The 15556-nt window shown below is 23.7% G+C and carries 13 protein-coding genes; all 13 read right to left on the reverse strand.

The genetic code is table 11. The annotated features are described in order from the left end of the window. Nucleotides 1-4: 4 nt before the first annotated feature. The 13 genes from ABNK64_RS03240 to ABNK64_RS03300 all read right to left on the reverse strand — a co-directional run bounded on the left by ABNK64_RS03240 (nucleotide 5) and on the right by ABNK64_RS03300 (nucleotide 15543). The gene (locus ABNK64_RS03240) at nucleotides 5-1306 is read right to left on the reverse strand and encodes a sensor domain-containing diguanylate cyclase (RefSeq protein ID WP_349763447.1); all 1302 of its coding nucleotides are present in this window, start codon (nucleotides 1304-1306) and stop codon (nucleotides 5-7) included. 98 nt (nucleotides 1307-1404) lie between these two features. Beyond that, nucleotides 1405-2724 (reverse strand): GumC domain-containing protein, encoded by a 1320-nt coding sequence (locus tag ABNK64_RS03245; RefSeq protein ID WP_349763448.1) that lies wholly within the window; start codon nucleotides 2722-2724, stop codon nucleotides 1405-1407. 72 nt (nucleotides 2725-2796) lie between these two features. Further along, nucleotides 2797-4143: an APC family permease gene (locus ABNK64_RS03250; RefSeq protein ID WP_349763449.1), complete on the reverse strand. Its 1347-nt coding sequence runs from the start codon at nucleotides 4141-4143 to the stop codon at nucleotides 2797-2799. Nucleotides 4144-4223: 80 nt separating this feature from the next. Further along, a complete protein-coding gene (locus ABNK64_RS03255; protein ID WP_291255090.1) occupies nucleotides 4224-4502 on the reverse strand; it encodes a DNA-binding protein in 279 nt (92 codons plus the stop codon). A 197-nt stretch (nucleotides 4503-4699) separates the two neighbouring features. Continuing rightward, nucleotides 4700-5746: a DUF1015 family protein gene (locus ABNK64_RS03260; protein ID WP_349763450.1), complete on the reverse strand. Its 1047-nt coding sequence runs from the start codon at nucleotides 5744-5746 to the stop codon at nucleotides 4700-4702. A 2-nt stretch (nucleotides 5747-5748) separates the two neighbouring features. Further along, entirely contained in the window at nucleotides 5749-7563 is a 1815-nt protein-coding gene (locus tag ABNK64_RS03265) for an aminotransferase class I/II-fold pyridoxal phosphate-dependent enzyme (protein WP_349763451.1), read from the reverse strand. Between the two features lie 221 nt (nucleotides 7564-7784). Continuing rightward, the gene (locus ABNK64_RS03270) at nucleotides 7785-9236 is read right to left on the reverse strand and encodes a flippase (protein ID WP_349763452.1); all 1452 of its coding nucleotides are present in this window, start codon (nucleotides 9234-9236) and stop codon (nucleotides 7785-7787) included. 12 nt (nucleotides 9237-9248) lie between these two features. Further along, nucleotides 9249-10217: an acyltransferase family protein gene (locus ABNK64_RS03275; RefSeq protein ID WP_349763453.1), complete on the reverse strand. Its 969-nt coding sequence runs from the start codon at nucleotides 10215-10217 to the stop codon at nucleotides 9249-9251. Nucleotides 10218-10233: 16 nt separating this feature from the next. After that, on the reverse strand, nucleotides 10234-11100 hold the full coding sequence (locus tag ABNK64_RS03280; protein WP_349763454.1) for a glycosyltransferase family A protein: 867 nt from the start codon (nucleotides 11098-11100) through the stop codon (nucleotides 10234-10236). 24 nt (nucleotides 11101-11124) lie between these two features. Continuing rightward, nucleotides 11125-12135 carry a sulfotransferase family protein gene (locus ABNK64_RS03285; protein ID WP_349763455.1) on the reverse strand — a complete coding sequence of 337 codons (1011 nt, stop codon included), beginning with the start codon at nucleotides 12133-12135 and terminating at the stop codon, nucleotides 11125-11127. A gap of 1 nt (nucleotide 12136) precedes the next feature. After that, nucleotides 12137-13333 carry a Coenzyme F420 hydrogenase/dehydrogenase, beta subunit C-terminal domain gene (locus tag ABNK64_RS03290; RefSeq protein ID WP_349763495.1) on the reverse strand — a complete coding sequence of 399 codons (1197 nt, stop codon included), beginning with the start codon at nucleotides 13331-13333 and terminating at the stop codon, nucleotides 12137-12139. Then, nucleotides 13326-14411 (reverse strand): polysaccharide pyruvyl transferase family protein, encoded by a 1086-nt coding sequence (locus tag ABNK64_RS03295; protein WP_349763456.1) that lies wholly within the window; start codon nucleotides 14409-14411, stop codon nucleotides 13326-13328. The genes ABNK64_RS03290 and ABNK64_RS03295 overlap by 8 nt, the downstream gene beginning before the upstream one ends. Before the next feature lie 28 nt (nucleotides 14412-14439). Beyond that, a complete protein-coding gene (locus ABNK64_RS03300; RefSeq protein ID WP_349763457.1) occupies nucleotides 14440-15543 on the reverse strand; it encodes an EpsG family protein in 1104 nt (367 codons plus the stop codon). Nucleotides 15544-15556: the final 13 nt, after the last annotated feature.

A 15556-nucleotide genomic window follows, 5' to 3' on the forward strand; every position in this document is an offset into this window, starting at 1 on the left:
TTATCTATCTACTATTCTTTTTATCATTTCTCTTATTTTTATACATGTTTTCATCTGCTTTTTTTATCAATTCATTTATATTTTTATTTTCTTCTGTTGAAATAACATATCCATAGCTAAATTTAATATAGATATCTCCTTTTTTGTATGGCATCTTTAATTTTTTAAGTCTCTCTAATCTTTCACAAAATGAATCAACATCTTTTTGAAGGAAAATACCATTAATTACTAAAAGAAATTCATCTCCCCCATTTCTAATAGCAAAATCCTTATCTCTCAATATACTTTTTAGTGATGTTGAAAAGAATATGAGAAGTTTATCTCCAATTCCATGTCCATAAGTATCATTAATAGCTTTAAAATCATTTAAATCTATAAAGAAGAGAGTAAAAATTTCAAGTGATTTTAACTCATCAAGTTTTTTTATATTATATAAGTTGGTTAATTTATCTAGATAGAGATCCTGTTTTATCAATTTAATCTTTAATTCTCTTTTTCGTAAATATATATATGTTAAATATGAAAAAAACAAACCAGATCCTAATATTAACGCTAGTATTAAATAAATAGTTATAGATGTATTTTTATATATTCCAAAACACCACTCTCCATTAGCTAATGGTATAGAGATAAATTCAATTTGCCCCTCTTTAAATTTATCACTTCTGTCTATTATAATCTTACCTTGCCCATTTACACATGAATATATCTCATATTGATAACCAAATTTTTTCAAAGAATAGAGATCTATAGATTTATTTAATTTATCTAAATCTATTATCAATGCAATCATACCCCAAAAAGTTCCATCTTTATTAAAAATCGCTTTTCTTACTGATAATCCCTGCCCACCTTGTGTCAATCTATCTGGCCCAGAAATAGTTATATCTTTTGTTCTAATCGCAATTTCGACCTCTTTTTTTCGATTTGGCATTACAAATACATTATCACCAATAGCTTCTTTATTATTTTCTAAAGGATATACATATTTTACAATTCCATCTGGCAAAATAGATATATTTCTCAACAAATGCTCCTCTACAATAAGACTAAATGAATAATCTAATTCTCCATTCTCAAAATTACTATCCTTTGTTAATTTTATTATTCCCTCACCCATTTTTATAGCAAAACTTAAATCTTCAATTAAATGTTTAATTCTTAAATTATATATATTTAAAAAATACTCTTTTTCATGTTGTTGGTCCTTTTTATACTCTTTAAAAATAAAACTAGTTAAAAAAATTGTCACTATTAAAGAAAATACAGAAAAAAATATTGAGTATCTAAAATGTACTCTTTTCACAAAAAGCCTCCTAACCCTATCCCTATTTTTTATATCCACTCATACTTTGTTTTATAATCAAAAAAAGGAATAACATATCTATGCTATTCCCCTTTCTCCTATTTTGAATACTTTGCTTTGTAGTTTTTTGCAAACTCTTTCATAAATGCAAGGAATATTCCTAACATTCCTCCAAGTACGATTCCTATTGCTAAAAATAGTACCACTGGTTTTTCAGTCTTAACCTCAGTTACTGGTGAAGCAATTTTTATCATATCTGAGTACTTTGCATTTACATATTCTTCATTTATTTTGTTTAATTCATTTATTATTCCATTCAATTTAGTAGTGATCACATTTAATTTTTGATCAATTACTTTCTTCTGGTTTTCAGAAGGGTAGTTAACTATCTCCTTCTCCTCTTGAAGTTTTTTGATAGTAAACTCTTTATCTTTAATCTGACTATTTACATTTAAATACTCATTGATTAAACCAGTATAATACTCATTCTCTGTATTTATCTTTATTCCAAACTCTCCTACATTAGGTACAACTATATTTCTATTAGTTGGTTTGTACTGCTCTAACATAGATTTAATAATTTGAGCTTTAGCTTGTAACTTCTCTTTTTCTAATCTTATCTCTCTAATTTCAGAGTCATATCTTGTCTCTCTCATTATCTTGTTCAAGCTTAACCCATGAACAGTGAAGTAAGAGTAGTAATCTTGTAACTCAACTCTCTCTAAACTCTCTAATTTAACTAATAACTCATTGAAAGAGTATCCCAATTTGTTTGAGATGTAGTTTTTCTTTGTCTCTGAATTGATATTGCTCTTTAATAGAGATATTCTATCATTTAAAAGTGTGTAGATATTATCATAGTCATAGTTTTTAAACTCTTCTACCTCTGCCACTGCATAGTTAGGTTTATACTTGTTTATAAACTCCTCTATTGAGTCAGTTGATAACTCCTCTAATATCTCCTTACTCTCCTTTGTACTTATCTTGTATTGAGTAGGAGTATATGTCAATATCTCTCCATTCTTTAAAGCACTCTCTATTCTTGTCTCAGTCGCTTCTGGTATTATTCCCTCTACATTTATTTTTGTTTTAAAGTTTGATATACCATCTGCTTTTATCTTATCTTTATTCTCTATGTATACCTTATTTATTACATTCAATGGAATTATATTATCCTTAAAAAATACTGATCCATCTGGATTCTTTCCTCTCTCCATCTCTGGATAATTAAAACCTATTATTGTACTATTTATAGTATTTTCTCTATTATACAGATAACCCCCTACAACTGATAATAGTGTTACCAATATTGTCGATATTAGTATTATCCCCTTGTGCTTTCCTAAAGTTCTGATGAGTTCCATTAAATCAATTTCATCCTCATCTTCATAATACTTTCTCTCTTCTATCTGATTCATAGCTCCTCCATCCTTCATATGTTTTGTCGTTCTCTTTATTATACTTCTTTTTTACGTTTTTTACAAAACATTTTATAATTGTCTTACTAAATTTTTCTCTTTTCTCCCCAAATAACTTAAAGCAATGATGATAACTACTCCACAGATTCCTAAATATAGGAAAGTCATTAAATTCTGTAACCCTCCTAATATTATTATTAACGATCCTACAGTAGCCACTACAGGTATTATCATACCTCTTACCATACTATCTATCTCCCCAGCTCTATATAGCTTGATTACATAGACATACAGTATAATATAGATAATATAACTTGCTACTATTGGTATCTCTGAAATATCTGAATTAGGTATAAGCTCATATTTTTGAACTATGTAGTTTATAACTATGTATACTAACGATATTATTCCAGCTACTCTTGCTGAACACTTTGGAATGTGATGCCCCTCTTCTAAATAACCTACCTTGTCAGCCATTGGGAACATATCTCTAATAGCTAATATATATGGCATTCTTAAAAATCCTAATGTAAATCCATTCAATGATCCCAATACAGATAGGATTACAAATATTAAAAATACCTTTGCTCCACCAGCACCAAATAGTATAGTCACAGCCTCATTTACATGAGCATCTCCTAGCTCCATTATCTTCTGTGGTCCAACTAAGATACTAACTCCTACAAAATATGCAACATAGGCAAATAGTACAAATATTGGTCCAAACACTAAAGCTATTGGTAGATTCTTCTTAGAATCCTTTATCTCATGTGAGATTGATGTAGCTACTACCCAACCATCATATGAGAAGGCTATTGGTGATAACGCTCCTAACCAAGCCATAGAGCTTCCAGCTGTTGATACAACATCTGAATTAGTTATTAGCTTGGGATCTCCATAGATAAAACCTGCAACTGCTAAAACACCTATTAAGATAACCTTAGATACAGTGGCAAAGTTTTGAAATGCTCCACCCAATAGAGCTGAAAAATAGTTTATTCCAAAACAAGTTAAAAATGCTATTCCACCTATAACTCCTAATCTCTCTGGTGTAGCTTCCCAACCCATAAGCATACATAGATATACTCCTACTACCCAAGATACAACACTAAGTATTGCAGGAAAATATATAAATACTTGAAACCACCCAAATGCTCCAGCAGCCTTTGGACTCACATACTCCTCTACATATGTTATTAATCCTCCAGGCTTTGTTGTCCTAGATGCTAATAGGGCTATAGTTAAACTCCCGAATATTATCCCTACTGCTGCAATTACGAATATTAATACACCCTTTAATATGCTTCCATTAGTATAAACTAATATATTGTCACTCTTAAAAAATATCCCTGAACCTATTACTATTCCTACGATCATAGTAATAGCCGTAAACAACCCATACTCTTTTTCTTTGTTCATCTCTTTTCTCCTAACTAAATTTGTAATATTTTACTATTATACTACATGTTTCTGTTATTGAAAAGATTTTTCATACATTTTTATAACACAAATATTAAACTTTTTGTATATATTGAAATCTTTCTCTCACTTTGTTTGTATATAAAACTATTATTGTCCTTATATTTGTAAATTGTACTTCTACTCTTACCTGTAATCTTCATTGCTGTTTCAATTGTAACCCATAGTCCATACTTTTCCACTAATTCATTCATTAAATCCTTTTCAAAGTCACTACTGTTCTCTAATTTCTTTTTCAAATATTCCTCACACTCACTTTTATATTCATTTTTACTTTTAAAATCATTATCTCTTGGCATATCATCACCCCTAAATATATTTTATCAGTTATTACAGTTAAGTATGATCTATATTTATATATTATTACTTTTTAAAGGATTTGTAAAGAGTTATTTTTAATATTTTTCCAGTAAGTGAGATTAAATGGTAATAACTGGGATTTAGGAAGAAAAATAACCCCAATTTTTATTTTGAGGTTATAGTTTTTATTCTCTAACTATTTAAAAGTATTAAATACTAAAAAAGAAGGAAACTTAGGTTTAAAATAAGTTGATTTTGGTGGCATAATATTTCCATTTTCTATTGTTTTCATAAATTCAAATTTATCCATAGCTGCTGTTTCTAAATAAATATCATTAGTTTCTTGATTTAACAATTCTTTTTTTAATTCTTTTATTGATAAAAATTTTACACCATCATCCTTAAAAATTCTAAAAATATCAGATATTACCTGTGTATTTAATCTATATATATCATTATTTGAAAATAAATCTCCAGAAATTTCTAATAATTTAAAAGTTAAAATATTTTTTTTATAATATAATCTAACTTCACCTTTTTCTAATTTTTTAGTATTATCCAACATAATAAATTTATTTTTGATTTTTTCTATTATTTCTAAATACTTTTCTTGAGTTATATTTTCTATTTTTCTAGGAATTGCTTCTATATTTATTTCTTCCATTTCATAAATACAACTCATTACAGTCTCTTTTTCAAAATATAGAGAGGTACTATATAACCTATGGTGTCCATCAGCTATATAAAAATGTTCGTTTTCTTCTAATTTTAAAATAATATCTTTTGCTTTTTCTTGAGAATACACATATAATTTCAATTCTTCTTTTTCTATTTTATATTCTTCTTTATTTTTATCAACAAATTCTTCTAAATTTAATTTTTTATTATGTAATAATATCACTGGATTAGCTTCTGAATTATAATTATGAAAGTTACTTAACATCCTTTGAATAACATCAGATAATACTAATTCATGACATAATATTTTTTTCTCTTTATAATCTTTAATTAAAATATTACATATAACTCCCCAAGAATTTTCTAATTTAAAAATTACAACAACATCTTCAAATCTTTTGATTTTATCTTGATTGAGAACTTCTTTTAGTTCTTTATTTAAAAATAAAGTACTATCATTAAAAGCTATTTTATTATCTTCTACTCTTGCTAAATTTATATAATCATTTGGATAAAAATTCCCACTTATATTTAAATAAGCAGTTTTTAAACTTTTTAACTTCATAATTATCTACCATCCATAAAAATCTCTTTTATTGCATTTATAAAATAATTATTTTCTACAGTAGTTTTTACAGCTATTCTTATATAATTATCATCTATTCCATTTTTATTTTTTAAATCTTTTATTAGTATTTCATATTTATCTAATAATATCTCTGCTAAATCTTTAGAACTATATTTTTTTAGTATTCTAATTAATAGGTAATTAGCTTCTGATGGATATACCTCTAACTCTTCTATTTTTTCTAATTCTTTTATAAAATTATTTCTTGCTAGCTTAATCTCTTTTAAAGCTTTAATATATCCTTTTTGATATTTTCCAAAAATTTGCATATAATACTCTGCAAAAGAATTTATATTCCAAATATTAACTTCCTTCTTTAATTTATTTATTATTTCTTCATTACTAGATGCAACTATCCCCAATCTTAATCCAGGAACTCCATATGATTTTGAAATACTTTTTACAACTATTAAATTTTTATATTTCTCCAAAATATCATCTTTTAACAAACTTGGATCTTCTTCGCTAGAAAAATCAACAAAAGATTCATCTATAATTATTTGAATTTTGTTTTTTTCTCCCCATTCTAAAATCTCAAATAATCCATTTTTTTCTATATAATTTCCAGAAGGATTGTCAGGATTTATTAAAATTAAATTATCTATTCTTTTATCATTAAAGTAATTAATTATATCCTTACTAGAATATCTAAATCCTATCTTAGTTGGATAATAAGCTTCTATATTATCCTCAAAATATCTATTTGGGTATTCTTCAAAAGTAGGTCTTATAACCCCTAATTTACCTTCTATTGCATTTAATAAACCTTTTATTAATTCTGCAGCACCATTTCCTATTACAACATATTTTTCTTCGATATCAAAATATTTACTTGCTAATAAATTATTAACTTTTAATCCTGATGGATATTGGGCTAGTAATACTTCAAAATTTCTCTTTATCTCATCCATCATTTTTTTAGGTGGAAAATATGGGTTTACTAGATAACAATAATCTAAAAGATTAGGATATCTCCAAAATCCACCATATCTTTTTTCAAATTTATTTAGTTTTTTATTTTCAGCAAATAAACTCTCTGCAATATCTAAATCTTGTTTATCGTCTATTTCATACCATTTGATATTTTTTATTATTAATCCTTTTAATTGATTTGGAATAATCTTTATAACTGTTTCGAAAACTGTTTCATAATATTGGTCTGTTCCTTTTGATTTTATATATGCCTCTAAAAATGGAATATAATATTTTGAATTAAACTCTTTGCTTAATTTATAAATATTTATCGTTTTATAATATTTATCAGTTTTATCTATTCCAAATTCTTTTGATGATGTAAAATTTACAATATTGTTGTCTTTATCTAACTCTACACATGTTCCATCCATCCAAAGTTCATAAGGTGAAACTGCTGCTAAGTTTTTATCTGAACTAGATATTATTTCATCCAAAATCTCACTTTCAAATATTAAATCAGATTCAATTAATAAAATATCATTTTGAACCATTTCATCTTTTACTAATGATAAAGAATAAATATTATTTGTCTGATCATAAATTTCATTATTACAAAATTTTATTTTTGTTTTTAACGATAATTTTTCGATATAATCTTTCAAAATATTTTCTTTATATCCAGTAACTACAATTATTTCATCTAATTTATATTTCTCTAATTGATTCAAAACTCTTGCAATTAATGTTTCTCCGTTTACTTCAACCATACATTTAGTTTTATTTTTAGTAATTTTTTTTAATCTGCTTCCCATTCCCGCAGCCAAAATTATTGCTTTCATAACTATCTCCCTAACTTTTTAAATTTTATTAATTTAACTTCACATCACAATGAATTCAATCTGAATTTGTATAGTATTTTAACTATTAAAAATTATTTATCTTTCTATAACAAATTTTTTTCTAATTATATTGTTAAGATAACTTAGTCTAATATAAAATTTATAATTACCAATTCTAAAAATATATTTATCTACTTAACACTAATAATTTCTCTAAATTTTTATAAAATCAATTTTTTTAAATAATATATATACTTACTTTTTATTTTTATTAAACATATTATATAAATTATCATCCCTAAACATATTATTAATAATGTATTAATAAATGTAAACTCTAATTTTAGTTTATATTTTGCTAAAATTAATATTATGAACATAACTATACTCGAAAACATATATTTAATACTTTCATTTACTAAATTTTTTAAAAATAAAATATTAAAAAAATAGTCTTTTACATATATTATTGTTATAATAAGTTTTATAAATTCTGCTAAAATTGTTGCATAAGCTGCTCCTAAAGAATTAAATTTTGGAATTAAGCTTAAGTTCAAAATAATATTAGCTAGCACACTAATTAATATTATATAAATCAAATTTTTTTCTTTTTTATTAGCAATTAAATACTTATTTGCTATTAAATCAGTTATTCCTACAAACAAAGGTAAAGGCGCAAATATTTTTATCAATAGACCTACCTTTATAAATTCTTTTCCGAAAAACCAAGGAACCAACATATCTCCAATTACAACTAATCCAACTACAATTGGAAATCCTAAAATCAGAACTATATTCACTCCTAATAATAATATACTTTGTACTTCTTGGTAATTTTTCTTTTCAATTTTATTAGAAAGAACAGGTAGTAATACTGTTGATATTGTTGTTATAATTGCTATTGCTAAAGTTAGTATTTTTTGAGCTTGTTCATAATAACCTAGTTCTTGATAACCACTTCCCAAAAAACCTAACATTATTCTATCAATTATTGTATAAAAAACAGTTATATAATAAGGAATTCCTAAAATAAATGCTGGTTTTAAATGACAAATAATCTTTTTCAATGTTATCTCTTTTTTTGAAAAAGAAACATATTTTTTTATATCAATTAATATTATTAAATTACCAAGTACATTTGCGAACCCTATAATAAAAGTATATTTATATAAATCATTTGAACTTTTTACAAATAAAAATATTGTAACAATTGAAAAAATTTTAACAAAAATATTTTTTCCTATACTCACTTCAAACTTTTCAATTCCCATATAAAACCAACTTGTTGCAAACGAAGCTCCAAATAACCCCACTGTTTGAATTAAATAAATTTGTCTGTTTTCTTCTACAATATTAAACACAAAAAATAAATATATTAATATTACAATTAAAATAAGGATAAGTTGGGCTAGTATAATTTGAAAAAACAAAGAACTTCTTTTTCTTTTATTTTCTGATACAATTGCTATTTCTCGCTGTCCATACAATGGAAATCCTAAACTTCCAACTACCATAAAATATGTAGCAACTGATAATGTATAACTATATATACCAATTTTTTCTGCTCCGAATACTTTAGAAACATAAGGAGTAGTTATTAAAGGAGTGATTATTATAAAAAATTGATATAACATATTATATATATAATTTTTAAATATTTTTTTTCCATTCATATGATTATTCCTTTATTTAAATTTATTTTTTAAAATTTGTTTATAAATATTTTTCACAATGAAAGAAAAAATAATAGTTAGTACTACAGTTATTAATACATTTAAATAAATGTTATTTCCATAAAAGTAATATTTTATCCAATCCCACACCAACATATGATATAAGTAAATTTCAAACGAAATATTTCCTAAAAATTTTAAAATATAACTACTTAGTTTTATCTTTTTCATTATCATTCTTAAAGTTAATAAAAAGAGAGGAATAACAAGCATTTGCAATCCAACAGCATAATAATTATCTGATAGTGGTAATAATTTTATATTTTTTATCAAATATATTTCTCCTAATATTACTGTAGTGATCCAAGTTATAAAAATAAAAAATTTTATTATATTTTTTTCTTCTTTTTTAGAATTTTTTCCATAATACAATCCTATTAAAATACAAGATGTTGCTGTATACCACCATATTCCTATATCAAATAATACTGCTAATATAATATAAAAAATATATACTATTACATACAGTATTGTTTCATATTTGTTTAGATTTTTTTTAATAAAATATAAAATCACTAAAAAAATTAACAAATGCCATATATACCATAATATTGGATTTGACAATTTTATACCTAATAAGTACAATATAATGTCTTTATATTCAATTTTAGAAATCATTAATTTATTTTGTAAAATACTTGATAAAAAATATAATATATCTGCTATTAAAAATGGTATATAAATATTGACAACTTTTTTAGAGATATAATTTCTTAAAGTTTTCCTTTTATTTAATGAAATTTCACTTCCAAAAGAACTATAATAAAAGAAAACTCCAACAGCAATACCACCACTAATAATATACCAAATATTTGCCATAAAAGGTGCTATATGTCCTAACATAACTATTGTTGCCATAATCCCCTTTATTTGTAACATGTTTTCTTTTTCATCCATTCCTATTATTTTCTTATTATCCATAAATACTCAAATACATCTACTTTCTATTATTTTTAAATCTTAATATATACACTAAATATCCTGGGATTAATGTTAATAAATTCATAAATCTATAATTTTTGTGAAAAAAATCTTCTTTTATTACAAAAGAAATACTTGTATATTTAATTAAATTAATAAATTTATTTTTCAATCGAGTGCTTAATTCTATTCTTTGTTCAAGAAAAGCACGATAACCTTTCGGATTGTTAGCAATAATCTTATTTATATTTTTAGTATATCCATCTTTTAAATAGTTACATTTATATAAACTCTTATTAAAAAAAGATAACTTTCCCATTTTTTCTGTTTGATCATATAAATAATCTTCAGGAACAAATTTCTCACCATTAAATTTTGGAAAACTATAGTTTTTTATTATACTAGTTTTAAAAATAATAAAAGTATCTCCTTTTAATTTTTTGCTCTCATAAGCTTCTCTTAAAAAAAATATTTCTTTATCTTTTAAATTTGTAATAGTTATATCTTTTCCTTCATAAGTCATTCGTTTTGCTAATATACCAATTGCATCTATCTTTATTTTTTCCCATCTTTTTAAAATAGTTTCAACAGCATTTTCTACTAAACAATCATCAGAATCAACACAAGTAAATAATTCCATACTTGCCAACTTTACGCCTTCATTATGAGCCAATGCTTTTCCTGAATTCTTTTGATAAAAATATTTTATTTGAATCTTGTTCTCTTGAATAAATTTATTTATCAATTCTTTAGTATTATCAACTGAACCATCATCAACAATAACCCATTCAAAATTTTTATTTGTTTGTTTACATAGTGAAAAATATAAATTTTCTATAATATATCCTCTATTATATGTTGGAGTGACTATTGTAATTCCCATAACTTCTCCTCTTTCTTTATCTTCTTAATATTTATAACAATACTTTGCAAGATTTTTTTCTATTATTTTAATTTCCTCTTTGTATTCTTTATATTTTTCCCAAAGTTTTGTATTTTTTTTAGAAATTTTAGGATCAAACTTTGTTAAAGCTTTTGTATGCATTTTTTTATCTAAACCAATATAATTTTCTATAATTTCTACTGTCTTTTCATAATTATAAATCAAATCTTCAAATTGAATCCTAATTGAATTTCCTTTATCTGTGTTTTCATACTGTTCTCTTGTCCATTTATACCATTCGCAAAAAAGATTTATATTATAATGTGGTACAATATTCCCTTTAAAAATCTTTTTTTCTAACAAATACATATCTCTTGGATCTCTATCTACTACTATAGATTTTATATTTGAAAAATATCTTTCGTATCTTGCTATATTACTTGGTGGAATTAATTGGTCTAACATAATATATTCTTTATTTTCTACATTAATTTCATTAAATAATTTATCGAAAAATTTTTTAGTTCTCTCTAAAAATATATCCTGATTTTTTATTGTAGCATAAGCTAGTTCATTTTTAGGTAGTAAATTATAGTTAACATCATTTGAAATTCCAATAATTTTTTTTAATATCGTTATTATTTTGTTATATCCTCTTGATGCAAATATAAAAAAATTTCCTCTTTCAATTATATCGTAATGCCATCTTCCTAAATATTTAAATTCATAAAGAGATTTTATATATTCTTTTACAAATATTTTAAATTTATTATTAAAATATTTTTCATATGGTTTTAAAAAAATAGGATTATAATACCTTTCACTCATCTCCATAAATTTTTTTAGTGCATTGCTGCTATTATGTCTATTTGGATTTTCAATTAAATTATACTCTAAATCACTAATCCCATATGGATCATGAGCAATTCTTACCTCAAAATCACCTTTTGTTTCTATATTTTCATATTCTGATAATAAATCAGTAATTGCACTAGAACCTGTTCCATAAAATCCTGTTGTTGTTATAATTTTCATTTTATCCTCGCTTTTTTATTTTTAAAATCATTTTTTTTATATATTCTTTTTTTATAGCCATAAAATTAAATAATAATTTTTTCTTTCCGTTATATATATATTTAATTATAATATCATCAAATGATAATTTTTTATAATCTGACCAAAACTCATATCTATTTAAAGGTTCATCAAAAGGTCTGATTAACGGTGTTTGTAAACTATTTTCTATTTTAGTTTCTACATAATCAATATTTTCCTTGCATTTAAAAAAATATTCTTTTCCTTTTTTATTATTAATTAAAACTAATGAAACTCCATTATTATCATCAAAACCTGGTGCCGCATTATCAATTCCCCAATAATCACCAATTGTTATATCTGCTATATGGTAAATACTTTTATAAGGACATTTATAACAAGCTGGTCGTACAGTTAAATGAGAATAAAATAATCTGGTATATATCTTACTATTAATTTTTTTCCCAGAGTTTATCTTAATTGTCTCTACATGACTATCCCAACCAAATTTTTTTTTATTTCTAAAATCAATTTCTATACACTTACTTTTATAAGTATTTTCAACCCAATCTAAATAATCTTCTAATACTCTTGGACTAGGTACTCCATGACATATGATATCTATAGTTAATAATAATCTTTTATATTTGTCCGGTACAAATGATAAAAGTCCTTCTATTTGACAAGAAGTCCCTGAAAATAAGACTTTCTTTCCGTTTTGTAAATCTTTTAATACATCTCCATAACATTCTTTTAAATCACTTTGAACATACTTAGAGCCTTGCATTTTATTTATACTTTTTATATCATCACATCTAATATGAAGTGCTTTTAAATCTTTATCTAAAATACACCCATAAACTATACCAGTATTTTTTAAAATATACTCAGATAAAACAACAAAAATCCCTCCCGATCGCGATTTCTGTCTTGATAAAAAATTTTTATTTTTTACTGCATAAACAACTGGGAAATTACTATCTCTATTTTGAATAATACTATTTTGACTTTTTTTAAATCCACATACTTTTAAACATTTTTTACAATTAATACATTTTTCTATATCTATTACTGGGTATTTAAAACCTTCATCATCTGATATCATCTTTATCGCTGAAACAGGACATACTGTATAGCAAGCCGTACAACCACAACATTGACTTTTATTTTCATATAAACTTATAAATTCTTTATCTATTTTCTACACCACCTATTTTTAGAAAATTTTTACTTTTTTCTCTAATCTTTTCTAACTTTAATGTTACTATTGCTAATTCTTCTTCTAAAATATCATTAGGAATATCATCAGCTTTTATCAATCTATTCTCTAGTCCTAACTGTTTTAAAAAAGTTTCTGCTCTTTGTGGACTTTTAGGATGTTTAATACTTAAAAATTGCTTTTTAAAGTTCACTGAAAAAGCTGTACCATGAAAAGAATTAGTGATAATATATGAGGCATTATAAAATAGTTCCACAAATTCTTTTGGACCAATATCGTTAAAATATTTTATATTTTTATATTTTTTTCTAGTCTTACATATACAATATATTTCTAAATTTTTAAGTTCAGCTACTCTTTGTGCTATTTCAATTATATTTTTTTCATCAGCCAAATGATATATCAATAAATATTTATTTGAAGTCTCTTTTATATTTAATTTATTTTTCCATTCATCTTCATTTAAAAGAATTGTCGGGTCACAAACCTGTTCAACTTCTTTTCCTAGTATTTCACCTATTTTTTTAGAATTTTCTCTAACACTTATTTTTTCGAATGATTCCACTAATTTTTTAAATTCCATATTTAAATTTTTATCATCTAATTTGTAATTTCCTACACTTGAAGCATAGGAAATTTTTTTAGTATTAACTTTAGTATTTATATTCCCAAAATATATGTCATCATATCCTTTATTTAGTAAGGGATTCCATATTTGATCACTTCCTGAGATAATATAATCATAATCAAAAGCTATTTTTTTTAATTCAGTTTTATTATATAATTTTGTTAAAGAATAATTTTTAAAAAATTCTATAAATTTTATTATTTTTCTTTTTCTTGCACTATAATTAAATATATCTGTCATAAAATAATAAATTCCATGTATTGAGAATTCAAATCTTATCTTTTGCATTCCTTTCATTATAAAATAATTTTTATAATTAATTATTTCTACTTCGTAATTGTTTCGCTTTACTTCTTCTTGTAAAGCAAATGTTTGTAATGCTGCTCCATAATTACTTCCATTATGATATGTTACTATTCCTATTTTCATTTCTTCTCCTTAATTTTTCTGTATTTATTTAAAAAAATCCATAATTAACAAATATTAATATAATCTTTCTTAAAAGAATTACTAAGGTTCCTCCATAAACAATAATATTATTAATATTTTGTATTGTTCTTGATTTAAAATTAGTATTTATATAATAATAAAAAATGAAGACTGGGACATAAAAAATTCCCACAAATCTTGTAAACCAGTATATTTTTATGGAAAAAATAAGTAGTGTTGAACAAATGATAGATATCGATAAATATTTGTCATAATTTTTAAAAACCTTTAAATATTTCTTTCTTTTTAAAACTCCTAATAATGTTATGTAATAAATTGGAATATATTTCAAAAATGTTGCTGATAACTCTATTTTTTTAAAATCACTAAAATAATTTCTTATTTTATTTGCATAATTTATACTTATTATTTCTAATATTTTTTCAAGAATAAATACAAAAGTTTCTATTTTTAATATAATTATAATAATTAAAAATAATATTATTACAATGATATTTTTATTCAGCCTTTTTTTTTGAAACAAAATAAAAAATGGCAATAAAATTATTGAACTTATATGAAATAGAGTTGCTAAAATAATACATATAATACCTAATATCATTCTTTGTTTTCTTTTGTATTCAAGCATAATAATAAAAAATAAAGAAGCTATTGCACAGGCATATGCCTGTTTCAATGTTATTATAGTAAATAAAATCCATTCATTCGTTAACATTAAAATATATATTTTACTATTCATGTTTTTAGAAATTCTATACCCTATTAAAAATAAAAATACACAAATAAAAGTAGTAAAATAAAATAATGTATATACGTCTCCGTTCATTATTCTTATTATTTTTATTAAAGTATTTAATGCTACTGAAGTCGTATCTCTTAAATAATTAAATTCATATATATAATTCAATCTATCTGAACCATATTTTGAAGAAATTTGTGTTGAATAAATATTAAAAATTGTAAATAGTATAGAAATTAACAATATTGTTGGATACGAAATTTTTACTATACTCTTTTTTTCATCAAACTTTTTTTCATCTCTTTTTATTAAAAATATAGAAATTATACTTATAATAATATATACACTTGATACTAATAATCCTTTTTGCATTATCTATTTACCT

The sequence above is a fragment of the Fusobacterium sp. SYSU M8D902 genome (assembly GCF_040199715.1).
Taxonomy (GTDB): domain Bacteria; phylum Fusobacteriota; class Fusobacteriia; order Fusobacteriales; family Fusobacteriaceae; genus Fusobacterium_A.